The organism is Microcoleus sp. M2_D5, from assembly GCF_036701935.1.
Classification (GTDB): Bacteria; Cyanobacteriota; Cyanobacteriia; order Cyanobacteriales; family Microcoleaceae; genus Microcoleus.
This window is the reverse complement of the sequence record NZ_JAUBRP010000002.1, coordinates 30,689-54,696: the sequence shown is the minus strand read 5'-3', so window position 1 is coordinate 54,696 and position 24,008 is coordinate 30,689. Positions and strand designations below refer to the sequence as shown.

Genomic DNA, 24,008 nt, shown 5'->3' with positions numbered 1-24,008 from the left:
CGGGGGCTCGAATCTACCTGCTCGCTACTTTTTGCAGACCGCTTCCGTTATCATTTCATTTGAACCAGGATTATTTGCAACTAGCCTGCAATTATCCGTTTCAACCATGATTAATTGCAATCTCTTAAGTAAAAGAAATGAATCACATCACTACGACAGACTTACTCGAAAATCTCAAATGGCGATATGCCACCAAACAGTTCGATCCAGCCAAAACAATTGCTCCAGAAATCTGGACGGCTTTAGAAGATGCGTTAGTGTTAACACCATCTTCTTATGGGCTTCAACCTTGGAAATTTCTGATTATCACCAGCTCGGAACTTAAAGAACAGCTCAAGCCTCTCTCCTGGAATCAGTCACAGGTTACTGATTGCTCTCATTATGTCGTGTTCGCGATTAAAAAGAATCTCACTGCCGAGGATGTCGATCGCTTTGTTGCCCGCACTGCCGAGGTGCGAGGCGGGACTGTAGAGGCAATGGCCGGATATCGGAATCTAATCGTCAGTGACTTGGTTGATGGTGCCCGCAGTTTTAATATCAATCAATGGTCAACGCACCAAACTTATATTGCACTGGGCAACTTTATGACCAGTGCTGCATTGCTTGGTGTTGACACCTGTCCAATGGAAGGAATTGAACCTGTCAATTACGATCGCCTGTTGGGTCTTTCTGCAAAAGGCTTTACTACCGTCGTCGCTTGTGCGGCTGGCTATCGCTCTGAAGCAGATAAGTATGCTTCACTCGCAAAAGTAAGATTCCCTAAGTCAGAAATCTTAGAAACTTTATAGAACCCATTTGGTATCTTCTTGAGCGAACTATATGGTTTTGAGGGGAGGGTTTTACCAGAGGATTTAATACCAGTGTCAGGACTTCAAGCTAACAGGCATCAAACCAGATACAACCTAGATACCTCAAAGGCTTGTGAGACAACAAAAAGATCCTAAATGGGTTCTATAAACCCGGCCTACGCTGTAAGTCGATCGCAATAGCGCACCTCCGCGCACCCTAAAAAGTGATTAAGAGGCTCCGAAATTCATTTTTGCAACTTCGCCCGCAGCAACATTAACTGTTTGTTGAATTTGACTTCCGTCAACTTTCAACTGATAAGTTCCCGGAGAAAGCTCGATCGCCCCAAACCATCCTTTACCATCCGCGCGCAGTTGGCGCACCTTGCCCGCAGCATCGATCGACTGCAATGTCAAGCTCGCACCGTCGCAAGTTTGAGCGCACCGCTGCAAATTTCCGGCGATCGCACCTGTAGTCGGCCGCGACTTCCAAGGCATATCGGGAACCGCTGCTGCTGTCGCCCACACAGGCTGAGTTTCATAGGTTTTGCCCGTGGCAGCATCAACGTATTGACTCGGCTGCGAAAGCGCGGTGTAAAACAAATCGTTGCTTTGGGGAACGTATTTCCAAGGCTGGCGGGGCAAATCACCGCTACCGCCCGATCGCAGTTCCACATTCGTGTAGACGTTGCTGCTAGCGTAGGAATAGAGCACCGTACCTGCGACGTGATTTCCTTTCGCAGAGGGCTGTTCAGCGCGACGAATCTGGCCTAGAGTGTCTTCGATGTAGTTGAGGTAATTGCCGGGGCCGATCGCAATTTGGCGGTTGTACTGGTGGTCTTTGGCGTACTCGATCCAGTTGTCGTAAGCGAGTTTTTGCTGCCGTTTGTACTCGCGCTGGTAAGTCATCGGCATCGCCATGTCTACAATCCCTTCTTCCAGCCAAGCGCGCCAATCCTGCAATACTTCTTTGTAAGGCTGCGTTTGATACCACCCTGCATCGTTTTTCGGGCCGTCTCCCCAGGCGATCGTGGCGGCGGTAATTTTAACGCGGGGTTTAATCGCGAGGCTTTCTACATAAAGCTTCCGCACTAAATTTGTCACCTGGTCGCGCCGCCACTGCATCCACGCGGGATCTGTGGGTGCGGGTTTGCCCGATCGACCTGTTTGCTGATTGAAACGGGCGATCGCAGTCGGATTGTAGCCCCAAGTCGGCCCCCCGTAGCGCACGTAATCCAACTGTACGCCGTCCACATCGTAGCGCTTCAGCAAGTCCAAATAGACGGAAACAGTATAATCTACGGCGTCTGGATGACCGGGATCGAGATAGCCTTGGGCTTCCCCACCGTAAGTCAGCATCGCCCAATTCTCGCTGCCGGGGGCATTGGGCCCGTGTTGTTGCCAAACGTGACCGGCGGGAAGTTTGCTGCCCGAAACCACGGGCAGCGTCACCATCCAAGCGTGTACTTCAATGCCTGCGGCGTGGGCTTTGTCAATCAAATCTTGCAGGGGATCGAAACCGGGGGGAACGTTGGGATCGAGGGTGCGGGGTTCGATCGCACTCGTGTAAAAAGCATCGCCACGGCGGCGGACTTGGGCGACGATCGCGTTGGCATTTGCCCGCTGCGCGTCTGCGATCAGTTTTGTGACTTCTTGAGGTGTTTTGAAGCCTGGATTAAATGCGTCCACCCAGAAGGCGCGAAATTCGGCGGTTTGGGTTGGCGGGGGCATAAGTGCGTTAGCGCGGTTTGGGAACCAGTTTGATAACCAACCAGGAGTCAGCAGAAAACTAATTGTTAAGCCAATCAGGAACAAGCTTGACAAAAAGAATGTTTTGGGTTTAGGCATCAGAAATGTGTGAGAGAGCGTTTAACAGTCCTTTACGGACTTTTGGTTTGAGCGTCCGCTTGACATTTTCGCACAAGGGTGAAAGTTTGGGCGAAAATAAACTGCACTGGCGATTCCCTACGGGATAGCTGCACTTCACGCACTTTTTGAACAAATGATAGCACCGCAATTTCAAACCCTAGCCCTTCCGGGTAACAGCCACTCAACTGCCAGCAATTTGCTCGATCGAGTAGATGGCTGGCGCCAAGAAGCAACCCGAAAGTTGCAGCAAAGCCAGAGAGGAGAAAAGGGACAATTTTTAACACCTTCCTCAGTCGCAAGTTTGATGGCGGGAATGTTTGAATTTAACTGTCCCGATATATCGCTTTTAGATGCCGGGGCTGGTATTGGTTCCCTATTAGCAGCAGTTGTTTGCGAGCTTTGCCAGCGCCCAAAAAAACCGCACAGCCTGCACGTTACAGCTTATGAAATTGACATTATTTTGATTGAATACCTCAAGCAAACATTAGAATTGTGCAGTATTGAATGTCAGCGTTTTGGGATATCTTTCACCTGTGAGGTTCGCGAAATAGATTTTATTCAAGACAGCGCCGATATGTTGCAGCCAAATCTATTTACACAACCAGTAAAACGGGAATTTACCCATGCAATTATCAATCCTCCCTATGCCAAGATAGACGCTAAATCCCAAGCCAGAACCTTGCTGCGTTCTATAGGGCTAGAAACCAGCAATCTCTACGCTGGCTTCACAGTTGCTGCCGCTCACCTGCTCAAACCAAACGGTGAATTAGTATCGATTACTCCCCGCAGCTTTTGCAACGGTTTATACTTTCGAGATTTCCGCAAAGTATTCCTTCAAATGATGGCTTTACGCCAAGTACACATCTTTGAATCTCGACAGTTGCCATTTCGCGATGATGCGGTGTTGCAAGAAACTATTATTGTGCGCGCCACCAAACAAATAGAACAGCCAGATACTGTACTAATTACCTCAAGCAGCAGCGCGGGCGACGACCTGGTTTTGTCTCACCAACTGCCCTATACCGCCCTAATTAATCCCAATGATTCCGAGCAATTTATTCGGATTTTACCGGATTCTGTCAGCCAGAAAGTAGCCGAGCAAATGGCTCAATTTACTTGCACCCTAGAGGAATTAGGCTTAACAGTTTCTACCGGAAAAGTTGTTGATTTTCGGGTTCTGTCTGACTTGCGGCTAGAACCTGAAAACGGTACAGTTCCGCTGATTTATCCCGCACACTTCTCGGCTGGCGGTGTTGAATATCCCACAGCCACGAGAAAGCATCAAGCTTTAGCTGTCACGGAAAAAATTGCTGCACTCCTCGTACCTAACGAACATTATGTTTTGAGCAAGCGCTTCTCGTCAAAGGAAGAAAAAAAGCGAATTGTTGCAGTTGTCTGGGATGCCAATAAAATTAATAGTTCTCGCGTTGGTTTTGAGAACCATTTGAATTACTTTCACCAACAGGGACGCGGATTAAACCTCACCCTGGCGCGGGGATTGGCCGTTTATCTAAATTCGAGCTTGGTAGATGCGTTTTTCCGACTGTTCAACGGACACACTCAAGTTAATGCTACGGATTTACGCAATTTGAAGTATCCTAATCTAGAGCAATTAGTTTTACTTGGCGCACAAATAGGAGAAATATTTCCTACACAGCGGGAGATTGATCGACTTGTCGAGACACAACTGCTGAAGGATCCCAATCCGTTAGAAAATAGCCCGATGACAATCAAAAACCGTATTGATGAATCTCTAGAAATACTTGCAGCGCTGGGTTTTCCAAAATGTCAGCTTAACGAACGTTCCGGCTTAACCCTTCTGGCTTTGCTTGACCTCAAGCCAAAGGATGCTTGGAAATCGGCAAAATCTCCACTTTTGGGAATCACACCAATTATAGAATTTATGGCTCAGCAATACGGTAAAAAGTATGTGCCAAATACGCGGGAAACTGTGCGCTGCCAAACGGTGCATCAGTTTCTAGATGCAGGTTTAATTGTTGTTAATCCTGACAGTCCCGAACGTCCGGTGAATAGTCCAAAAACTGCATATCAGATAGAAGAAAGTGCTTTGGAATTGCTGCGAACTTATGATAGTTCAGATTGGGACAAGAATGTTCGCGCTTACCTCGTTCATTTTAACTGAGATATTGCACCATTGTCAATTACTTGTTTAGGAACAGGCTTTTCGGCCTGTTCCACAAGAAATACACTCTTTGTGGAACAGGCCGAAAAGCCTGTTCTTGACAATGGTGCAAGATTTAAGTTTTAACGGAGAACATCTTTTGCAGGCTTATTCCAAAAATGAAAATATTTGTGAGTCTGAATGATGCTAAAATGCACTATTTATATGGCAGCCGCTGGCATCGGAATGGCATATACTGTGAGGCCAGGGGTTGAATTGACCGGAATTGTCGATCGCACTCAGTAAATCAAATAAGTAACTAGGTAAAATATCTCTGCAATGGAAAAAAAGCATAACGCTGGATTGTGGGTATCAGTATTGTATTTCGCTCAAGGTCTCCCTTACACCGTCGTTAATTTAATGTCGGTGATTTTTTTGAAAGGTATGGGAACCAGCAACGAACTCATCGGATTGACAAGTCTTTTGTCTTTTCCTTGGGTTTTAAAAGGTTTGTGGGGGCCAGTTGTTGATTTGTATTCAACTAAACGCAAATGGATTTTAACAACCGAAATCATTTGTGCTTTTCTGTTTGCTTTCCTAGCTTTTGGCGTATTAACGCCGGCACCGATTATTATATCGCTTGTTATCTTTACCGCGATCGCTTTTGTGTCAGCTACTCACGACATCGCCATTGACGGATTTTATTTAAACACTCTAAATAAAGACCAACAAGCACTATTTGTCGGGGTTCGCAACACGGCTTATAGAGGTGCTGTCATTGTCGGTAGCGGTTTATTGGTGTTCTTAGCGGGGAAACTGGCAGAACAGCATTTAGTCACCGGAAATACAGGCGACACCAAAATATATCAAAACATTCCGCTGTCACTTTTCGGTTCGGATTTTAGCGTGTCGGCGCTTAACTACGGGTGGGCGACAGCCTTTGGCATTTGTGCGATTATGTTTGTGCTGATATATCTTTTTCAGCGCTGGTATCTTCCCTATCCTCGAAATTACGATCTGGAATCCGGTGTCCCCCAACAAACAACCAGCTTTATCGAAGCGTTCAAAACCTATTTTCAGCAAGATAAAATAGGTTGGATTGTGGCTTACGTCTTGATTTTTCGCTTGGGCGATGCCTTGACGTTTAAAATGGCTCCGCCATTTTTAATGGATAAAGTTGAGAAAGGAGGATTAGCAGTTTCTACGTCGGATATGGGCTTATTATCCGGTACTTTAGGGGTAATGTTTCTGTTAATTGGAGGGTTGCTGGGCGGCTATTTAATTGCGAAACAAGGATTGAAAAAATGGATGTGGCCGACGGCTATTCTGCAAAATTCGACTAACGTGCTGTATTGGCTGTTGGCAATCAATCAACCGGGGATTGAATGGGCTTATGCCGTAAATTCGATCGAGCAATTTACATACGGACTTGGCGTAGCTGCCTATACAGTGTTCTTGATGCGGACTGTCCGCCCTGAATACGAAGCATCTCACTATGCAATTACAACGGCTTTTATGGCCGCAGGAGTGCTGATTCCGGGGGTTTTTAGCGGCTACTTGCAGGCGAGTCTCGGCTATCAAAATTATTTTTTGATGAGCGCGCTGGCTGTGATTCCCGGTATGCTGACGATTTTCTTTCTGCCCCTAGACGATGAGAAAAAATTAGCATCGATGCCCCGGCCTGGACTGGACGATTTCGATTAAGATCAAGTCCGGTCGCTATAATTATTAGGTTCGGGCGGGGCTGGTTTACCAATGTCTGCACTTTTTTTTCAAGATTTCGGTGAACCCGCCCTTGGAGGAATATTGATGTTTTTAATCATGGAAGAGTATAAATTGTCGGTATTTGTTTTCCTAATATAAAATAAGGACACAACATTGTTGTGTCCCTACCCAATATCTGTATTGTCAGAAGCCAACTAAATCGCAATAAAATCGCTAGCTGTTAGCGGACTACTTGGAATGCCAGGAATACTGGCAAGAACTTCGCCGTTACTGGCAATTTCGATCGTCGTTATAAAATCGCCTGGAGTAACTCTCAATTGGTTGAAGGTCAAACCTCCGCTCAAACCGATTAAATCTTCACCTTTTTGAAAGTCTAAAAATGTATCTGTACCGGCACCCGATCCTAACACCAATACGTCGCGTCCAGTGCCACCAATTAAGAGATCCGCACCCATTGCGCCAATGAGTGTATCGTCTCCTTCTCCACCGCTCAAATTGTCATCTCCTTTGCCACCTAATAGTAGGTCGTTGCCGCTGCCACCGCTGATAATATCGTTGCCTTTGTTGCCGCTGAGAGTGTCGTTTCCCCCATTGCCAGTGATAATATCGTCCCCTGCAAAACCTGATGCTGTATTGTTGGCATCGTCGCCTACTAAATTGTTAATTTTGGAGACATCGAGAGCAGTTTGCATTGCCACAACGTTTGTTAAAAAGGAGCTTCCCGGAGCGGTTCTTAATTGTTCTAAACTGCTGCGCGATTCCAGGGATGTTGCCAAGGCGGGCAGTGCAAAGTCTAAGCCAGCTAACAGCTCTAAATAATCTGAATCTGTGAAAGTGAAATCAGGGCGGTTCAACTGGTCTACAGAGATTTCTGTCTGAGTCAAGCCGGGAGGAGGAGAAGTTAACAAACCGTTTTGGGTGTGCTTTTCCAAGACAAGTAGCGGGTTGATAATCGGGTTAGTAAATGTTTGAAGAACTACTTTTCCCGGTAGGAAAGCTTCTCCTCCCAAACTCACAAAATCGCCGCTAACTATGTAGTGAGTTACATTTTTTCCGGCGCCGACTTTCTGCTTGAATGTATTGACTGTACTCTGAGCAACTCCGGGAGAATTGAAGGTGACAACATCTCCGATAGTAGATGTAAATTCGGTGGCGGCTAGTTGGGTTATGGCGCCGCCTAAGCTGTGTCCGAGAACATCTGGTGGCAAGCGGCTGGGGTTTTTGGCTGTATCTTGACTGATTTGTGTCAGCCAATTTCCTAATGCTTGTTTGTTGGCTTCAAATTGGTTGAAACCGCTGCCGCGCGGGTCTGCGTTGGCAATATCGTCTATGAGCGAGTCGGTGCCGCGAAATACTAAAACGGGCGGTTTGTCTGGGGTGGTGGAAATTAAGCCGATCGCGTGAAATCCTGTTCCGGGATCGTCAAAGGTGCGATCGATTTGGTAGCCAGCAGCACTCAAACCTGTTTGAACTAAAGTTTGAAACTGGGGCTGGTCATCTATGTAAACAAGTTGCTTGGCTATAGTTTCGTAAGCGGCGGGGGAGGAGGGCATATTTTTTTATTTCCTGTCGTTTGATGGGGAATTAGTTTTTAAGCTACTTAACTCAGTTTACTATAAACTTCGTTTATTAACCATATTAATTGCTCATTCTTCGTGGCTTTTTAGGGGCAAGTTAATTGATATTTTTTAACACAAAAAACTATCTCGATACAAAACCCATGCGGGTTTCTCGCCACCACAAATACAAATTTTGCTCGCCCTAAAACTATACAAAATCTACCCGACTAATATCGCTGGCAACTACGCCTCTGAGAGTAGCAAGAATTTCCCCAGTAACCGGGATAGTAATTAAAGCTCCGTCAACACCTTGGGTTACTGTAACTTGAGGAAAAGTTAGACCCCGCGACAGTGTAATTAAATCTTCACTATCTTGAAAATCTACAATCACATCTGCTCCGCCACCGGGTTCCAATACAAAGCGATCGCGCCCCGCACCACCAATTAAAAAATCGTTGCCAAACTCGCCGGAAATCAAATCATTTCCGTCGCCACCCTCCAAATAATCGTTATCTCTGCCGCCGTACAAGAAATCGTCGCCATCACCACCGATGATGCTGTCATTACCTCGATTGCCTCTGAGAGTATCGTTACCGCGATTGCCGATAACTGTATCCTCTCCAGGGCCGCCGGTAGCAGTATTGTTGCGATCGTCGCCTGATAAATAATTCGGTTGTAAGGGAGCTAAACCGTATTGCATTTGTCCGATCGACTGCACAAAAGAAAATTCTGGTGCTGTTCTCAAACTCTCTGCACCTCCTCTGGTTCTGATGGCGACTGACACATTGGGCAGGGCAAAATTCATCGCAGCGATAAACTCGTTAAAATCTGAATCGTTGTTATAAGCAAATTCGGCACTGTTTAATTGTTCTACGGAAATTTGCCTCTGCAAAAAACCCACAGGCGGAGTCGCTAACAAATTTTCAGTTCGATGTTTTGCCAAAACAGTTAAGGGATTAATACTCGGATCGGTAAAACTTTGGATAAATACTTTACCCGGAATAAATGCTTCGCCAAACAAGCTGACGAAATCTCCGCTGACAATGTAGTGAGTGACATTTTTGTTGCCGACTCTGCCGAGATTTCTCCGAAAACTGGTGAATGTACTCGCTGATACTCCCGGAGAGTTGAAAGTAAAGATATCGCCGGTCAGAGTTGTGTATTCGGTTGCTACAATTTGAGCGACTGCTCCGCCCCAACTGTGTCCGATGACATCGGGCAATAATTTGTTGGGGTTTTTACCAGTATTTTGACCGATTTCTGTGAGCCAATTTTGGATATTATCTTTGTTCTTTTCAAATTCGGGTAAGCCTATGTCCCGCGAGTCTGAAAAGATAGCGTCGCCGTCGATGAAGTCTGTACCTTTAAATACGAGGGCGGGCGGATTTTCGGGATTGGATGAACCGAACCCGATCGCATAAAAGTTTGTTTCTGGGTCGTCGAATACGCGATCGATATAGTAGCCATTAGTATCGAGGAAACGCGAAACTTCATTTGCCGCACTAGGCTTTTGATTCAAAAAAACAATTGATTTAGCTAGAGCTTCATAAACAGCAGGCGAGGCACTCATAATATTAGATTTTCTGTTTGTTGGTATTTGCGATCGCTCTATTCTCGAGCTAATTGTCCAATGGCAGCCATTATAGCTGACAAGATTTGTATGGTAGACTTGATAATATCAACTCAAGAATCAAGTTTTTGCGGTTATGACTATCATTCGTCAATACATTGCTCCATTAATAGCGATATTAGTATTTTTCCTGGCTCTGGTAGCAGTCAGCGCTCGCATCTTTTTGCCGGCTGACATGGCTGCCCCGGCACCGATTGAGGAAGCGCTCCCCCAAAAGCAAGCGGCAGTAGTGAATCCAATTTTCTTGGGGCTAAATTATTCCGCTTTCCGTGTCCGCGCTCGCTGATGTCTGCTCAACTGATACCGGGTTACTGGCTGCGATCGGGATCGGGACTCGATCGGGCAAAACTGGTAAAGTTTATGCACCGGACTTACCGAGAGCTTTACCCGGATGGGGAATTGGGACATTTGGCTCAAACTGTCGAGCAGTATTTTTCTAACCAGACGCCGGTTTGGTGGGTAGAGTGCCAGAAAAACACTCAGGAAGAGGCAGAAATTTTGCCGGCGCTTCCCTCGCAGTATCTCAATCCTCAATCTCAAGTCCAAAATCTGACATCGGTTGTCGGATGTTTGTGGTTGGGAAATGCGATCGACCAAACCACCGGAGAACGCTACGCTCACATTTTTTTGCTGTACGTAGCACCGGAACATCGCCGTTTAGGACTCGGTGCAGCTTTAGTTATTCATGCTGAAAATTGGGCGCGGGAAAGGGGCGATCGGCAAATTGGTTTGCAAGTATTTCTGAGCAATCAGCCTGCGGTGAATCTCTATCAAAAATTAGGCTATCAAAGTCATTCCGTCTCGATGCTCAAATCTCTTTGAAATATAAATTCTACTGGTTTGGAATCAGGGCTAAAGTCCTGATTCATCCCAATTATGAGGACTGAAGTCGTCACTACCAACTTAGGTGACAGCAATTATGAGGACGGAAGTCGTCGCTACCAACTTAGGTGACAGCAGAGGAATTTGTTTTTAGTAAGTCCTATGTTGCACCATTCTCAATTAGCCTTTTAGGAACAGGCTTTCCGGCCTGTTCCACAAGAAAATTTATCTGTTGTGGAACAGGCCGGAAAGCCTGTTGCTGACAATGGTGCAATATCTTAGTAGTAAGGTACTGCCCGCGCACCCTACAATTATTGACTGCTGACTGAGTTGCTTAGGAGCATCCTCTGTGCGGTAAAGTTTTTTTATGAACAATAACGACTACCCCAACGCCCTTGATACTGACACGGAACTGGAAAGCCCTTTGGATCAATTTGACGAATCCGAACCCCCGCTGCCAGATCCCGATGAAATGCTGCCAATGCTTGCATCCCCGGAACCTCAGCACCGGATGATTGCGGCGCGGGCTTTTTGCGAACTGCAGGACGATCGAGCAATTTCGCATTTAATTAATTTGTTGAGAGACGGTTGCCCCTTGGTGCGGGTAAGCGCGGCTTATGCGTTGGGGCGAAATCCGAGTCCCGATGCTGTGGAACCGCTGATTCTTCAGCTTAACCGCGACTGGAACGGTTACGTTCGCAAAGGGGTAGTTTGGGCCTTGGGAAATTGCAGGGACCACCGCGCTTTGCCATCTTTAATTGATGCTCTGAAAACTGATATTTCGGCGGTGCGTTTGTGGGCGGCGAGTTCTCTGGGTCAAATGGCAAAAGTTGGTTACTATGTGGTGATTGCGGCGATTCCGCCGTTGATTGAAGCGCTGCGGGGAGATGCTGTGTCTGCTGTGCGAAGTAATTCCGCTTGGGCGATCGGGCAACTGGCGCGCGAATTGCCGAATAATATAGTGTACGCTGGGGCGATCGACGGTCTGATTGAAGCTTTAGAAGAAGATGAAGATATGGGCGTCAGGGAAGATGCTAAATCTTCACTTTTGCGAGTGGGCGACCCGCGCGGATTGCAGATAATTGAAGACTTAGAAATGGAAGGACTTTTGTGATATAATCACCACAATTAAACAAAAGTTACTAATTAGAAAATATGTATTTCATCAACCCTAAGACAGATTTTGGTTTCAAAAAAATCTTTGCTTCGCCCCAGAGCAAAGAAGTTTTGATTAGCTTCCTCAATGCTATGCTCTACAACGCAGAGCCGACAATTAAAGACTTAGAAATCATCGATCCCTACGCCGCACCTAGCGTTACTGGATTAAAAGACACTTACCTGGATGTCAAAGCAAAAATTACGGGAAACAAAACTGTAATTATCGAAATGCAGGTCATCAATGTAGAAGCTTTTACTAAGCGCGTCATATATAATGCAGCCAAAACCTACGCCACTCAACTCAAACGGAGAGAAGGCTACTCAAAATTAAATCCTCTGATCGCTCTCACAATTACGGATTTTATCTTGTTTGAAAATACAGAAAAGTTCCTTTCACATTTTGTCTTTAAAGAAGTCGAAGAAAACTTCGAGTATTATAGAGAAATAGAGTTAGTTTTCGTTGAACTGCCAAAGTTTAACAAAAAATTATAACAAGTTGAAAATCTGATTCAAAGCTGGATTTATTTTATAAAAAATGCTCCAGAACTGGAGGAAATACCGGATAAATTGGCGTCAGTACCCGAAATTCAAACAGCTTTTAACATCGCTAACAGGTCTACCTTAAACCTTGACGAGTTAGCATCATTAGAAAAGCGGGAAATGTTCTTTGAAGACCAACGCGGTGCTGTTATTAAAGGAATACAAGAAGGTCGCCAAGAAGGTCGCCAAGAAGGTCTAATTGAGGGGCAAACAGCTTTAATCTTGCGTCAAATCGCGCGGCGCACTGGCGAAATTCCGCCTGAAATTCAAACTCGCATTCAGCAGTTATCTCTCGAACAATTAGATGATTTAGGAGAAATATTGCTAGATTTTACCAGTCAAGAGGATTTGATAGCTTGGTTGGAATCGGTGTCAGGATGAAAGTCTGACGCACCGTAAAAATTAGTAAGGTGCGTCGCCATCTACAATCTCCAAATTCCATTGAACATCTCATAGCGACGCACCCTACAAATTAGCAGCACACAATATAGCTAATCTAATAGGTCGGGTTCCCGGCGCACTATCATGTCATAAAGCGGTTGAAAACTAAACCATCCCATGCGGTGAGACCCTACTTGCTGCTGTGTCAAACGCGCACATTCTGGCTTGATGAGAATGGGTTTTCCGGCTGCTTCGGCCATTAACTGCGCTTGACAAGAACGTTCCATTGCAATAAACCACCAAGCCGCTTCATCTACTGTTTGACCTACTGTTAACAGTCCGTGATTTTGTAAAATAATAGCTTTTTTCTCACCTAAAGTTTTGGCGATGCGTTTAGCTTCTTCAATTTCCAAAACAACTCCGGTGTAATCGTCAAATAAAGCTTGGTCTTCATAAAACGAACAAGCATCTTGCGTCAGCGGGTCAAGCAGGCGGCCCAAACTCGACCAACTTTTGCCGTAGGGAGAATGAGCGTGGGCTGCTGCGATTGCGTCGGGGCGGGCGCTGTGCACTTGGGAATGAATGGCAAATGCTGCTTCGTTTACGGGTTTATTTCCTTCAACAACTTCGCCTTTGTGGTTGACTAAAATTAGGTCGCTGACTCGAATTAAACTAAAGTGCATTCCAAAAGAATTGACCCAGAAATGGTCTAGGTGTTCGGGGTCGCGGACGGTGATGTGTCCGGCAATTCCTTCGCTGAATCCGAAGCGGCCAAATAATCGCAATGCGGCGGCTAAACGCTGTTTGCGGTGGCGGCGTTCTTCTTCAATTGAGTTGAATGTTGGGGGTTGAATTGTAACTTTGGGGATTTTTAATGCAATCATATATTTGGGAATTGGGAATTGGGGACGGGGAATTGTGAATTGGGTCGAAAAGTATTTCAGTCCTGGACGCAGAAACCGGGTTTTTTCACGACAATACTGGTTAAAAGCCTTTAATATGGGTAAAAAACCCGGTTTCTTGAGTAGGAATGCGTAAGTCCTAATTTGTTACTAAGGAATGAGAATTAAATAACTTCCACAAGTTTGTGGGATAGGCGTCTCGCCCGTCCACTCATGACGGGCGAGACGCCCATCCCACAATAACAATTAAAATTGTAAGTTATTTAATTCGCTATCCTAATGACTAATAGACCTAGGAGTGAAAAGCCAGTCTTGAACAGGCAGGATGCCTGTTCCACAAGAATTATGCCAGAGGTCTAATGACTAATGACTACTGACTGCTGACTGCTGACTGCTGACTTTATCTTCACTGAGGCGCAAACCTGCGATGTTTTTGCAGTCGAAAGTTGCGTTATTGCCGGGGTGGCGTTTGATTAATTCGATAATTTGTCCGGCGGGGTTTTGCAGAAACCACTGGGTTAATGAGCCGTAGTCTAGAGGACGCTCTGATAGCGGTTTAAATTTTTTATTTTGCCATATTTTAGCAGCATTCTGCACGTTTTCGACTCGAATCGCGACGTGGTGAACTGCTTCTAATCCTCTTTCTTGCTGAAAGCGGTTTTTTTGGTCGCCGGCTGCGTGGGGCGCATCTAATACTACTAACCCACCGGCTGGCATTAATAAGGTCATTAAATGCAGCCACAAGTCGGAGGGAACATTAATGTTTTCCGCACAAAAGTTGAGCGGGAATAAGTCTGGGCCTTCGACTGTTTTGGCACCGAAGGGGCGGAAAGATGCGGCGTAGTTTTGGAGTTCGGTGCGGCTGGGAAATGTGATGACAAAGTGGTCGATCGCAACTTGTTCGCCGTACAGGTGTGTTTCAAACGTCCAGGCTGTTAAAAATTCGGGAGTGATAAATTTGGGGTTGAGTTCCAGCAAGCCATTTTTTTCGATGAAAGGTGAGTCAAAATGGCTGTCAGTGTGGTTCGGGAATTTTAGGGTTTTCAGCTTAAAGTTTTTCATGTGTTTGACCCCGATGTTGAAGGAGGCAAAACTGCGAATTTCTTCTACAGGCTCAACTGCATTCACATTTTGTGCCTCTTAATTCAAAAATAACACAAAATTTAATACTGGCAAGCCATCGCGCCATCGCAAGTCCCAAACCTTTACACAGCAAATATTCCCCAATCTAAAATCTAAAATCTAAAATCCAAAATCGGATGGTTTGCCGATCGCGATCCCGGCCAACCACGCCGTAGTCCACGCACTTTGGAAGTTGAAACCGCCCGTCACGCCGTCGATATCCAAGATTTCGCCCGCAAAGAAAAGTCCGGGACAGCGGCGGCTTTCCATTGTCTTGAAATCGACTTCTTTGAGGTTGACACCGCCGCAGGTGACGAACTCTTCTTTAAATGCGCCTTTTCCGGCAATCTGATATTCGCCTTGAACAAGTTCTTGCAGGAGGCGATCGAGGATTTTATTCGATAAGTCGGCCCAGCGTTTTTGCTCATCAATGCCGATCGAACTTGTCAAACGTTCCCAGAGGCGGCGCGGCACCGGAAACGGACAGCTAGAAACAATCAAGCGGTGCGACAACTGCGACTTAACCCCTAGCAGTTGCTGCCGCAAAACTTCCGCATTGTACTGGGGAAGCCAATTAATCAGCACGGATGTTTTATAATGGCGATCGTGCAAAAATCTCGCACCCCAAGCCGAAAGTTTGAGTACAGCAGGCCCGCTTAAACCCCAGTGAGTAATTAGCAAAGGCCCGCTTTGTTCTAATTTAGCTCCCGGCAATTTCACCTTAGCATTAGGAACAGAAATTCCGGCTAAATCTTTGATTCTGCTGTCGGAAATATTAAAAGTAAATAGAGAAGGAACGGGCAGTTCTACAGTATTACCTAACTCTTTTGCCCACTTATAACCGGAAGGATTGCTGCCTGTAGCGAGAAGAATGCGATCGCACTTCAATTTCTCCCCAGATTTCAACTCAATTTCAAATGTAGGGGCGGTGCCCCCGTGTCCGCCCTCCAATGTTAATTTCTTTACAGAAACTACTGCATCGCCGGTGCGAATTTTCACGCCTGCATCCTCAGCCGCCCGGATCAAACAGTTAACAATTGTCCCCGAATCGTCGGTAATCGGAAACATTCGCCCGTCTTCTTCTGTTTTCAACTTCACACCGTGACTGGCAAACCATTCTACAGTATCGCGGGGTTGAAATCGAGTAAAAGCACCGCGCAGAGCTTTTCCTCCTCTGGGGTAATTCTGCACTAAAACACCGGGGTCAAAACAAGCGTGAGTCACGTTGCAGCGCCCGCCGCCAGAGATGCGAACTTTTGCCAGGAGTTGCCGGCCAGCTTCTAGTAAAGTGACGCGGGCCTGCGGGTAGGTTTTGGCACAGGTAATTGCACTAAAAAAACCTGCTGCACCGCCGCCGATAACTGTAATTTTGAGCATTCGATCGGACAAATTTTTTCTCGCTTATTCTGGTTCAAAATCGGATTTTGCCGCCCCGCAAGTGGGACAAACCCAATCGTCGGGGATATCTTCAAAGGGTGTACCGGGAGCTATGCCTCCGTCGGGGTCGCCTTCTGCTGGATCGTAGATGTAATTGCAAACTGTACAAACGTATTTTTGCATTTGCTTAACTCAATTTTTAATTGTAAGCTTTTAGATTGTACTTGACAAGGCAACCTAATGCAATACTAATTTCAAAAACTCATGAGACTTTTGGCCATTCCTAAATTATTAAAAATTAAGTTTTTCCCAATTATAAAATCTAAAATCTACAGTCCTGGAGGCACTCAGACAAAGAAACCGGGTTTTTTACCGAATCTACGGGCTGCAACGCATCTTTTCGTAAAAAAACCCGGTTTCTCGGCCCCCATGCGTAAGTCCTAATCTAATTAAGTCTTGCACCAATCTAAAATCTAAAATCTAAAATCGTCAAAGCCTCCAGAACCGCAGTTCTAGAGGCTTGATTGTATTTTTTATTAGTTTGCCGCGATTGGAAGACTAGACTTTTGCTAAAGGCTTAGTCCAAACGCCGTTTTCATCTTCTTCGTACTGCTGGTGAATGGTGTTCCAAGCGGTGTGTTCGGCTTGTATCGAGTCGTTGGTTTCGTCAAATGCGGTGTTGTAGGATTCGATAAAGGTTTTTTGAGCTGCTTCCGACAGGTGCGATCGCACTTCTGGAGATAAGTCTGCCGGACTGTTGCAGCGACCTTTGACAGCGCGCGGCAGCGTCATTTCGCTAACTGAAACTTCTTCGCCACCTGCACTTTCTAGCAATAGTTGAAATTCGCCCGATTTATCTGCGGGAACTTCTGCCATCACGAGAAATTCGCCTGCTTCAACGCGGGTTTGATAAATGGTTGCTTTGTCTTCGGGCATTCCCAAGGTGACTAAAGCAGAAACTAGACCCGCACCTGCCGAACCTGCGATCGCGCCGCTAGCCGCACCCAACAGTACCGCACCCAGCGGGCCCGCCGATACTACTGCACCGACAAAGGGAATAAACAGCACGCCGACGCCGGTTAGCAAACCCAAAAAAGAACCGAATAAGGAACCAAAAATCGCTCCGCTTCGCAGACCGCCTAAAATTACATCTTTTTTAGTAAGAAAGCCGGCAATTTTAGTTTTAGACTGAAAGTTTTTGCCCATTACTGAGATGTGGTCGCGGGAAACTCCGCGATCGAGCAACCGCCGAATTACACCGTCTAATTGTTCTTCTTCCTTAAATACGGCTGAAACTGTGCGTTCGGCTAAATATTCCTCGGTCATTGTTCCTCCTCGATCGTTTCTCGATTAGTTATGCTGGTTTTCAGTATAGGAGGACGCTGTAGGGCGATCGCATCGATCTTCAGATAGAGGTCAATTTATCGCAGATAGTTTGATAATCTATCAAAAGACTTAAGCACTTTTTAAGTGGGGATAGCTCATCTATTCATAACAGTTATTCAGCTTTAATATAAGCTCCTAACTCTTTCTATCAAATTCTATTATTGTAACGACTTAAGTTTGATCGTATATTCAGATTCCCCGCGCTCCCACTCAGCGTTTTCTGCAGCTATATCCCCGTCTATTTTGTCTTGATTCGCATAATAGTAGGCTTCTGAACCATGAATTTGTGCTAAAGTCAAGTGCGGTTTTTCATCAATGATTTGTTCTGGAGTCAGCCCAGCATTAAAATCAATAGCAATATTTTCTACGGTAATTCGGGCTTTGGCGATGAGGGGGGCACGGCAAGTTCCCGGCGTGCTGACAATTAGCGTTGCAATATGAACGGTAGTTGTCATATTTACCTAGATTGAGTTAACTTTACTCTATTGTAACGCTGCTTCATTTCTACCCGATCGCACTTTCGCAACATTAACCAATGCCATTAGCACCCCTGTTTCCTGTGGTTCACCCCATTCTCAAATCGGCTTTCCCGAAATGTCTGTGGACGGGAGATATCAACAGCCGAGAGATTGCCCTGACATTTGACGACGGGCCGCACCGTCTGCACACACCTCAACTGTTAAAAGTTTTAGATAAATACGGCATCAAAGCGAGTTTTTTCTGGCTCGGTTTTTGCGTGGACAGGCATCCAGAAACGGCTAAAGAAGTGTGCGATCGCGGACACTGGATCGGTCTCCACGGCTATCAGCATATATCGTTTCCCAAACTAAAAACCCACGAACTCAAACAAAGTTTAGAAGACACGCAGAAAGCAATTGCCAAAGCTTGCGATTTAGACCCAAAATTAATCTTGGACGTGCGGCCGCCTAACGGCATTTTTACGCCGCGAACATTAGAGTTATTGCAACAGTGGGAATATCGCCCTGTAATGTGGAGTGTTGTCCCGGAAGATTGGGTGCGGCCGGGGGTGAGGAAAGTTATTAGTCGCATCGTGCAGCAAACGGAAAACGGATCAATTATTGTACTGCACGATGGCTATTGCGGCGGTGAAGATGTGGCAGCTTCTGCGGATCAAATAATTCCATTGCTTTTGTATAAAGGTTACAAATTCGTGACAGTCGATCGCCTGTGGGAACAGGCAAACATTCAAATAACAGGAAATTAAGTTAATGAAAAAAAGACAGTTTATTGCATCTCTTTGTTTCGTAAGTGCCGGATGGGCGATCGAGCTTTCTCCTGCTTCCGTCAGCGCCGAAACTCCACTTGTAGTGCAGCAGCAGCCTGCTGGGGACATATCCGTACCTTTTGTCAGATCGCAACCCACTCAAATAGAACTGCTCAATCCGGGTTCTGAACCGAGACAGCAAATGCGTTTGAAACCGACTCTGAATGTCAAAGAAATAACGCTAATGACCATGAAAATGGGCATGGAAATGTCCACAAGAGGTGAGCCTTTGCGTGGAGTTAAAATTCCGACATCGGTAATCACAATCGAAACAGAAGCCACCAAGATTGATGATAACGGCGATATTCACTATCAGTTTTCTTACACTAACGCAGATATCATGAGTGATACGGTTGACAATCCAACTGCGCTCGAAAGTATGCGTTCCACAATCAAAAAAATGGTGGGATTGAAAGGCTCTTTAATCATGGACAGTCGCGGTTTTAATAAAGGAGGTAACTTTATTTTGCCACCCGGATCTGATAATAGCTTTAAGCAAATGGTTCAACAAATGTCTCAATCTATAGACCAACTTTCTGCGCCACTGCCGACCGAAGCAGTTGGCCGAGGAGCAAAGTGGCGTCTTTCTTCTTCGCTGAACTCTAACGGAATTAATCTCAATAATATTGCCACCTATGAATTGATGAGTTTTCAAGATAACGTTGCGATTGTGAATGCAAGTTTAGAACAGCAAGCAAAACCCCAAACTTTGAACTCCCCCCTATTTCCTGCTGGCTCTAGTGTAAATCTCAACTCCTTGGCTTCTCAGGGTCGGGGAGAATCCACAATCCGGTTGGATAAATTAATGCCTGTTCGCTCTGCTGTTTCTGTGAATTCAAATAGCGAAATGAGTTTAAAAGTTCCAGGGCTTCCTGATGAATTAACAATGATCAGTAAATTTACAATGGAGATGACTTTAGATTCTAAGTAAGTCTTAAATCTGGCAAACATACCTGATACGATCTAAAACTTACGAAAATTTCGGTCGCAAAGAAAGCAAGTAGAGGAGTCTGTTCTATGATTCGATCGCACAGATGGCAAGCTATCATCGGTTTACTGGTAGCCCTGGGGATAATCATCGGGAATTTAGTGTTTCCCGCCATGAATGTAGCACCGGCATTTGCTCAAGCCAAATTTACGGATGTTAACAACCATTGGGCGCAAGCTTGCATTGAGGAGTTAGCAGAGAAAAAAATTATCAGTGGCTACTACGAAGACGGCACTTTTCGCCCGAATCGCCCCGTCAGCCGCGCTGAGTTTGCGGCGATGGTTCGCATGGCTTTTCCAGATGCCAAAACCGTCCGATCTCCGATCAACTTTGCAGATATTCCCACAAATTACTGGGGTTTTCAAGCAATTCGAGAAGCTTATCAGACGGGTTTTATGTCCGGTTACAGCGGCAGTATTTTTAACCCGACATTGAATGTTACCCGCTGGCAGGTTTTGGTAGCTTTAACCAGCGGCTTGAAATATACACCCGCAGGGCCGGCGGCTGAGATTTTGGATGCGACTTTTGAAGATGCGCGGGACATTCCCGAACTGGCCAGAAGTGCGATCGCCGCCGCCACTGAAAAACAACTTGTAGTCAATTATCCGGCTGTTAAACAGCTAGAACCTACTCGGAATGCTACTCGCGCCGAAGTAGCAAGTTTTTTCTGTCAGGCGATCGCCAAACCCGGCCAAACTGCCTTAATTCCTTCGGAATATATCGCCCAAGTTCCGGCGAATATCGGCCCGCCTCGAACAACAGAAACCTCGGAAGCGGGGAAAGTTCGGGCGGAAGTTTCTTTCGTAAAAGAAGCAGAAAATGCTAAAAATCTCCGCATCAAAATTATCCGCAACGGTAAAACTTTATTAGAAGAACCAGTGCTGATTCCGACTCGCTCTATAGTAGATAATCCCGACAAAATAGCCAGCGAAGAAATATCAGAAGGACGTTTTTTATCGCTGCGAATCCGTGATTTGGACGGCGACAAGGAACCGGAAGTGCTGGCAGATTTAGTGTCAATCAAAAGCGGTGTCCGCTGCTGCAATTATTCGTTTATTTACCGCTACGATTCCGGCGCTAACAAATACAGTCATATCAAGCATTTCTGGGGCAATGTGAGTTACGAAATTGTCGATTTGGGCAAAAATGATGTCCCAGAGTTTAAGAGTCAAGACGGCAGATTTTCCGAGGCTTTTACAAATTACGCTGATTCTCGCTTTCCGCTGCAAATTTGGCAGTACCGCCAAGGTAAAATGCAAGATGTTAGCAAACAGTATCCGGTGGAAATATACACGAATTCTGCTGAGCTTTGGCTGGAATCTAACAAGCGTCTGAGTGAAGGTGGGGAGGTAAGAGGGGTGTTGGCTGCCTTCATGGCGAACAAGTATGTCATGGGCCAGGAGGCGGAAGGTTGGCAATTGTTGGAGAGGGTTTATCAAGGGCGCGATCGCACTCAATACTTTGGGAAGTTGCGGGAGTTTTTGGTGAGTACGGGTTATGCTAGTAAGTAGACTTGGAGGTTTTTAACCGCAGATGAACGCGGATAAACGCTGATAATATCTGTAGGGGCGGGTTTTACGAAAAATATCTAATTCCTACTAACAATATTACTAAACCCGCCCCCATACAACAGATAACCCAAGTCAACTATTCATCTAATTTACCGTCACATATTAATTTGTTTAAATAAAGTAAACTCATAACAACTTGTGAAGAAATACCAAAAATTGTGGCTTTTTGAAGCCCCAAGCTAAAATAAATATAAAATATCATAAATTTAATCACTGAAAATGGTATATCCATCTGCACCTTGGAATCTGCAAGGTTATGCTGTTGGGACTTTACAATTGGTAGATGTGGCACGAGTGCGCCCCTTGGTTCCCTCTGACTTAGAAATTGTCTCTGTATTGCCCGGAAAAACCCTAGCTGGCATTTATATATCGTCCTACGGGTTGGGTTCGGTGATGGAGTACAATGAGTTAATTGTAGTTAGTGCGATCGCCAATTATGCAGGAAAATGGGGCGCTTGGATTTCCCACATCTACGTAGACAATCCTAACTCGGTAGCTGGCGGGCGCGAAATTTGGGGACTTCCTAAAGAATTAGCTCAATTTAGTTGGGAAGGTAGCGATTCGGTAAAGGCAGCACCCCTAGGCTACCGCGTCACAGTTAGCCAAGGAAACCGTCAACTGTGCAGCCTCAATTACAGCCAGCAAACTTTAGCCTTCCCGGTGCCTTTTAGCGGAAATGTTTTCAGCGCTGACAGCAGCAATTTGCTGTTATTTAAAGGAGAATTTGGTTCTAAAATCGGCTTGATTAGAGGCGAGTTAGATGTGCCAGAAGAAAGCCCTTTTGCCAGTTTTAACTTGGGTCAGCCCTTGCTAACAGTTGCCTGCGAAAATATGCGTTTAACAGTCGCTGCGCCGGAAGTTGTAGGAAATAAATCCGTTGAATTCAGTTATTAGCTGTAAAGTGCGGATAGTCGCCGTAAAGCTAAAAAAACAGAACAGCCAGAAACGCGGTTTCTTGAACCGGGTTTCTGGCGCGGCGTATTAGTTTGAGCTACTTAGGATGGCGAATTAAATAATTTACACTCTTGAAAGTGGGAAGTAGGAGTTGGGCACTCTTAGCCCGCCCTTTCTGGACGGGCTAAGAGTGCCCATCCCACAAGAACCATCACGCATTGTAAGTTATTTAATTCTCATTCCTTACTAATCTTTTTGAGGACTTACGTATCAAACGGCTAAAAGCCGGCTTTCTTCCTAAAAAATGCGTCCTTAGCACACCCAATATTCTCCGAGAAACCGGGTTGTTTTTCGTAAGTCCTATTTTTAAATGCCAGCCCCCGGAGCGGCTTCAGCACCCATTTCTAAAATTGTACCGCGAAGGAAATCAATTTGCTGCTGGAAATCCATCCCCTCAATCTTTCCTAATAAAGCTTTTCCTGCGTCGGGAAGTTGATAGTCTGGAGGCACGGGAATAATAGTTCCTTCGTCCATTCCTACCGCTAGGAAATACCAAAAAGCCAGCTTGGTTTCAGGACTCATCGAGCCGTACATCCGGCTGATTTCAGTATTTGCTTTTGAGGCAATGTCCCGCATTACTTGTAGTTGTTCTTGGTGGGGCAGAGGCTTGACTTGCTCGAACAAACCCTGAGCGATTTCCGAACCGGAAGCACCGGGAGCCGCTGGCGTTATTGACTTGCCCATTTCGGTGTAAACAAACCACAGCAAACCTAATTGGTCGTCTACACTCAACGTCTTAATATCTGCTTTTCCTTGGTCGTAAGCACTGGTAGTAAAAGTCATTCAAGCCTCCAAAATAATATGTATTGCTCAGTTTTCTTATCTGTGAGAAAACTTTTGTTTGCTACTTAAGTTAAAGTATCTAATAAATAGTGATGCTAGAATCTTGCTTAAGACAGAGATGATCCCGGACATAAGTTCGGCAAGTAAATTCACCAAAATTGGGAAAAAATGCAACCAAAGGATGAGGAAAATTTGACAATATTGTTGTTAGCGGAACTCATGATTGACATTGTTTAGCCGATCGCCGATCGCGTATAATCGCAACATACCTGTATTGAGGTGGCTGTTATGTCGATCGCAACTGCAAAACGCTTCACCATAGCGGAATATCACCGCCTCACAGAACTGGGGTTCTTTGGTGAGGACGATCGAGTTGAGTTGATCGAGGGACAACTTGTAAACATAGCTGCTAAAAGTACGGCTGATTCTGTTTGCGAGACACGCTTGGAACGCGAGTTATTTAAGCTGCTGGGAGAACGGGCGACACTGCGAGGACAACAACCGATTATTCTGCCTGATGACAGCGAACCAGAACCCGATCGCGCGATCGTCCAAAATCGCCCTGATGACTATTTATCCTCTCACCCCACAACAGCGGATATATTGTTACTGATTGAGATTGCGGATTCTTCTTTGAATTACGACAAACAAGTCAAGTTGCCCCTTTATGCTGAAGCGGGTATCTCTGATTATTGGATATTTAATTTATTAGAAACTTGTTTGGAATGTTACAGCGAACCTTATCAGAATTCGCAAGGCAAATTTGGTTATCGCGTCAAGAGAATTTTTCTGCCTAACGAGACAGTTGCCATCCCTAATTTTGAGGATTTGTCCCTCGATTTATCTAAAGTATTTCCTCCTAGTTTTCTCGGCGATCGGTAATCCCACCTCAAAAAAACGGTGTTGCATAATTGTGGGATGATTTTGATTGTTTTGTGGGATGGGCGTCCCGCCCGTCCGGTGTATTTTATGTTGTGGGATGGGCGTCCCGCCCGTCCGGTGTATTTTATGTTGTGGGATGGGCGTCCCGCCCGTCCGGTGTATTTTAT

The 24,008-nt window shown here is 45.6% G+C and carries 21 protein-coding genes and 1 pseudogene; 12 read left to right on the top strand and 10 right to left on the bottom strand.

What is annotated here, in order from left to right; all coding sequences use genetic code 11:
- Window positions 1-137 precede the first annotated feature (137 nt).
- A complete protein-coding gene (locus QUA50_RS01055) occupies window positions 138-788 on the top strand; it encodes an NAD(P)H-dependent oxidoreductase (RefSeq protein ID WP_333258566.1) in 651 nt (216 codons plus the stop codon).
- 228 nt (window positions 789-1,016) lie between these two features.
- Here the strand turns inward: QUA50_RS01055 and QUA50_RS01050 are convergent, their stop codons facing one another.
- On the bottom strand, window positions 1,017-2,633 hold the full coding sequence (locus QUA50_RS01050) for a family 10 glycosylhydrolase (RefSeq protein WP_333258564.1): 1,617 nt from the start codon (window positions 2,631-2,633) through the stop codon (window positions 1,017-1,019).
- A 154-nt stretch (window positions 2,634-2,787) separates the two neighbouring features.
- On the opposite strand from QUA50_RS01050, the gene QUA50_RS01045 reads away from it, so the two are divergent.
- Window positions 2,788-4,797 (top strand): Eco57I restriction-modification methylase domain-containing protein, encoded by a 2,010-nt coding sequence (locus QUA50_RS01045; protein ID WP_333258562.1) that lies wholly within the window; start codon window positions 2,788-2,790, stop codon window positions 4,795-4,797.
- Window positions 4,798-5,115: 318 nt separating this feature from the next.
- Window positions 5,116-6,480 (top strand): MFS transporter, encoded by a 1,365-nt coding sequence (locus QUA50_RS01040; protein ID WP_333258560.1) that lies wholly within the window; start codon window positions 5,116-5,118, stop codon window positions 6,478-6,480.
- A 215-nt stretch (window positions 6,481-6,695) separates the two neighbouring features.
- Here the strand turns inward: QUA50_RS01040 and QUA50_RS01035 are convergent, their stop codons facing one another.
- Window positions 6,696-8,054, bottom strand: coding sequence for a calcium-binding protein (locus QUA50_RS01035; RefSeq protein ID WP_333258558.1), 1,359 nt, complete (start codon window positions 8,052-8,054; stop codon window positions 6,696-6,698).
- Between the two features lie 214 nt (window positions 8,055-8,268).
- Complete coding sequence (locus QUA50_RS01030) at window positions 8,269-9,630, bottom strand: calcium-binding protein (protein ID WP_333258556.1); 1,362 nt, start codon at window positions 9,628-9,630, stop codon at window positions 8,269-8,271.
- Between the two features lie 136 nt (window positions 9,631-9,766).
- On the opposite strand from QUA50_RS01030, the gene QUA50_RS01025 reads away from it, so the two are divergent.
- The 4 genes and pseudogenes from QUA50_RS01025 to QUA50_RS29180 all read left to right on the top strand — a co-directional run bounded on the left by QUA50_RS01025 (window position 9,767) and on the right by QUA50_RS29180 (window position 12,591).
- Complete coding sequence (locus tag QUA50_RS01025) at window positions 9,767-9,976, top strand: hypothetical protein (RefSeq protein WP_333258554.1); 210 nt, start codon at window positions 9,767-9,769, stop codon at window positions 9,974-9,976.
- A complete protein-coding gene (locus QUA50_RS01020; RefSeq protein WP_333258552.1) occupies window positions 9,976-10,512 on the top strand; it encodes a GNAT family N-acetyltransferase in 537 nt (178 codons plus the stop codon). The genes QUA50_RS01025 and QUA50_RS01020 overlap by 1 nt, the downstream gene beginning before the upstream one ends.
- A gap of 367 nt (window positions 10,513-10,879) precedes the next feature.
- Complete coding sequence (locus tag QUA50_RS01015; protein ID WP_333258550.1) at window positions 10,880-11,626, top strand: HEAT repeat domain-containing protein; 747 nt, start codon at window positions 10,880-10,882, stop codon at window positions 11,624-11,626.
- 41 nt (window positions 11,627-11,667) lie between these two features.
- Window positions 11,668-12,591 (top strand): annotated as a pseudogene (locus tag QUA50_RS29180) (Rpn family recombination-promoting nuclease/putative transposase).
- A gap of 110 nt (window positions 12,592-12,701) precedes the next feature.
- Here QUA50_RS29180 and QUA50_RS01000 read toward each other — a convergent pair.
- From QUA50_RS01000 to QUA50_RS00975, 6 genes are all read right to left on the bottom strand, one after another.
- On the bottom strand, window positions 12,702-13,475 hold the full coding sequence (locus tag QUA50_RS01000; RefSeq protein WP_333258544.1) for a class II aldolase/adducin family protein: 774 nt from the start codon (window positions 13,473-13,475) through the stop codon (window positions 12,702-12,704).
- A gap of 381 nt (window positions 13,476-13,856) precedes the next feature.
- Window positions 13,857-14,621 (bottom strand): hypothetical protein, encoded by a 765-nt coding sequence (locus tag QUA50_RS00995; protein WP_333258541.1) that lies wholly within the window; start codon window positions 14,619-14,621, stop codon window positions 13,857-13,859.
- Window positions 14,622-14,735: 114 nt separating this feature from the next.
- Window positions 14,736-15,992 carry an NAD(P)/FAD-dependent oxidoreductase gene (locus QUA50_RS00990; RefSeq protein WP_333258539.1) on the bottom strand — a complete coding sequence of 419 codons (1,257 nt, stop codon included), beginning with the start codon at window positions 15,990-15,992 and terminating at the stop codon, window positions 14,736-14,738.
- Between the two features lie 24 nt (window positions 15,993-16,016).
- Window positions 16,017-16,175 carry a rubredoxin gene (rd, locus tag QUA50_RS00985; RefSeq protein ID WP_333258537.1) on the bottom strand — a complete coding sequence of 53 codons (159 nt, stop codon included), beginning with the start codon at window positions 16,173-16,175 and terminating at the stop codon, window positions 16,017-16,019.
- A gap of 375 nt (window positions 16,176-16,550) precedes the next feature.
- Window positions 16,551-17,318, bottom strand: coding sequence for a ChaB family protein (locus tag QUA50_RS00980; protein WP_333258535.1), 768 nt, complete (start codon window positions 17,316-17,318; stop codon window positions 16,551-16,553).
- A gap of 218 nt (window positions 17,319-17,536) precedes the next feature.
- Entirely contained in the window at window positions 17,537-17,833 is a 297-nt protein-coding gene (locus QUA50_RS00975; RefSeq protein WP_333258533.1) for a DUF433 domain-containing protein, read from the bottom strand.
- Between the two features lie 80 nt (window positions 17,834-17,913).
- Here QUA50_RS00975 and QUA50_RS00970 point away from each other — a divergent pair, with 80 nt between their 5' ends.
- The 4 genes from QUA50_RS00970 (at window position 17,914) to QUA50_RS00955 (ending at window position 22,116) form a co-directional block, all read left to right on the top strand.
- Window positions 17,914-18,603, top strand: coding sequence for a polysaccharide deacetylase family protein (locus tag QUA50_RS00970; protein WP_333258531.1), 690 nt, complete (start codon window positions 17,914-17,916; stop codon window positions 18,601-18,603).
- Between the two features lie 4 nt (window positions 18,604-18,607).
- Window positions 18,608-19,594, top strand: coding sequence for a hypothetical protein (locus QUA50_RS00965; protein WP_333258529.1), 987 nt, complete (start codon window positions 18,608-18,610; stop codon window positions 19,592-19,594).
- Between the two features lie 86 nt (window positions 19,595-19,680).
- Window positions 19,681-21,162 carry an S-layer homology domain-containing protein gene (locus QUA50_RS00960; RefSeq protein ID WP_333258527.1) on the top strand — a complete coding sequence of 494 codons (1,482 nt, stop codon included), beginning with the start codon at window positions 19,681-19,683 and terminating at the stop codon, window positions 21,160-21,162.
- A gap of 279 nt (window positions 21,163-21,441) precedes the next feature.
- A complete protein-coding gene (locus QUA50_RS00955; RefSeq protein ID WP_333258521.1) occupies window positions 21,442-22,116 on the top strand; it encodes an acetoacetate decarboxylase family protein in 675 nt (224 codons plus the stop codon).
- Window positions 22,117-22,482: 366 nt separating this feature from the next.
- Here QUA50_RS00955 and QUA50_RS00950 read toward each other — a convergent pair whose 3' ends face one another.
- Window positions 22,483-22,959, bottom strand: a complete 477-nt coding sequence (locus QUA50_RS00950; protein WP_333258519.1) for an orange carotenoid protein N-terminal domain-containing protein — start codon at window positions 22,957-22,959, stop codon at window positions 22,483-22,485.
- A 288-nt stretch (window positions 22,960-23,247) separates the two neighbouring features.
- Here QUA50_RS00950 and QUA50_RS00945 point away from each other — a divergent pair, with 288 nt between their 5' ends.
- Entirely contained in the window at window positions 23,248-23,841 is a 594-nt protein-coding gene (locus QUA50_RS00945) for a Uma2 family endonuclease (RefSeq protein WP_333258517.1), read from the top strand.
- Window positions 23,842-24,008: the final 167 nt, after the last annotated feature.

Bases quoted from the DNA above. Each gene is read 5' to 3' on its own strand.
- QUA50_RS01015 (WP_333258550.1), top strand. From the start codon at position 10,880: ATGAACAATAACGACTACCCCAACGCCCTTGATACTGACACGGAACTG.
- QUA50_RS00980 (WP_333258535.1), bottom strand. From the start codon at position 17,318: ATGACCGAGGAATATTTAGCCGAACGCACAGTTTCAGCCGTATTTAAG.
- QUA50_RS00945 (WP_333258517.1), top strand. From the start codon at position 23,248: ATGTCGATCGCAACTGCAAAACGCTTCACCATAGCGGAATATCACCGC.
- rd (WP_333258537.1), bottom strand. From the start codon at position 16,175: ATGCAAAAATACGTTTGTACAGTTTGCAATTACATCTACGATCCAGCA.
- QUA50_RS00970 (WP_333258531.1), top strand. From the start codon at position 17,914: ATGCCATTAGCACCCCTGTTTCCTGTGGTTCACCCCATTCTCAAATCG.
- QUA50_RS00975 (WP_333258533.1), bottom strand. From the start codon at position 17,833: ATGACAACTACCGTTCATATTGCAACGCTAATTGTCAGCACGCCGGGA.
- QUA50_RS00950 (WP_333258519.1), bottom strand. From the start codon at position 22,959: ATGACTTTTACTACCAGTGCTTACGACCAAGGAAAAGCAGATATTAAG.
- QUA50_RS00990 (WP_333258539.1), bottom strand. From the start codon at position 15,992: ATGCTCAAAATTACAGTTATCGGCGGCGGTGCAGCAGGTTTTTTTAGT.
- QUA50_RS01035 (WP_333258558.1), bottom strand. From the start codon at position 8,054: ATGCCCTCCTCCCCCGCCGCTTACGAAACTATAGCCAAGCAACTTGTT.
- QUA50_RS00965 (WP_333258529.1), top strand. From the start codon at position 18,608: ATGAAAAAAAGACAGTTTATTGCATCTCTTTGTTTCGTAAGTGCCGGA.
- QUA50_RS00960 (WP_333258527.1), top strand. From the start codon at position 19,681: ATGATTCGATCGCACAGATGGCAAGCTATCATCGGTTTACTGGTAGCC.
- QUA50_RS01050 (WP_333258564.1), bottom strand. From the start codon at position 2,633: ATGCCTAAACCCAAAACATTCTTTTTGTCAAGCTTGTTCCTGATTGGC.
- QUA50_RS01000 (WP_333258544.1), bottom strand. From the start codon at position 13,475: ATGATTGCATTAAAAATCCCCAAAGTTACAATTCAACCCCCAACATTC.
- QUA50_RS01020 (WP_333258552.1), top strand. From the start codon at position 9,976: ATGTCTGCTCAACTGATACCGGGTTACTGGCTGCGATCGGGATCGGGA.
- QUA50_RS00955 (WP_333258521.1), top strand. From the start codon at position 21,442: ATGGTATATCCATCTGCACCTTGGAATCTGCAAGGTTATGCTGTTGGG.
- QUA50_RS01025 (WP_333258554.1), top strand. From the start codon at position 9,767: ATGACTATCATTCGTCAATACATTGCTCCATTAATAGCGATATTAGTA.
- QUA50_RS01045 (WP_333258562.1), top strand. From the start codon at position 2,788: ATGATAGCACCGCAATTTCAAACCCTAGCCCTTCCGGGTAACAGCCAC.
- QUA50_RS01055 (WP_333258566.1), top strand. From the start codon at position 138: ATGAATCACATCACTACGACAGACTTACTCGAAAATCTCAAATGGCGA.
- QUA50_RS01030 (WP_333258556.1), bottom strand. From the start codon at position 9,630: ATGAGTGCCTCGCCTGCTGTTTATGAAGCTCTAGCTAAATCAATTGTT.
- QUA50_RS01040 (WP_333258560.1), top strand. From the start codon at position 5,116: ATGGAAAAAAAGCATAACGCTGGATTGTGGGTATCAGTATTGTATTTC.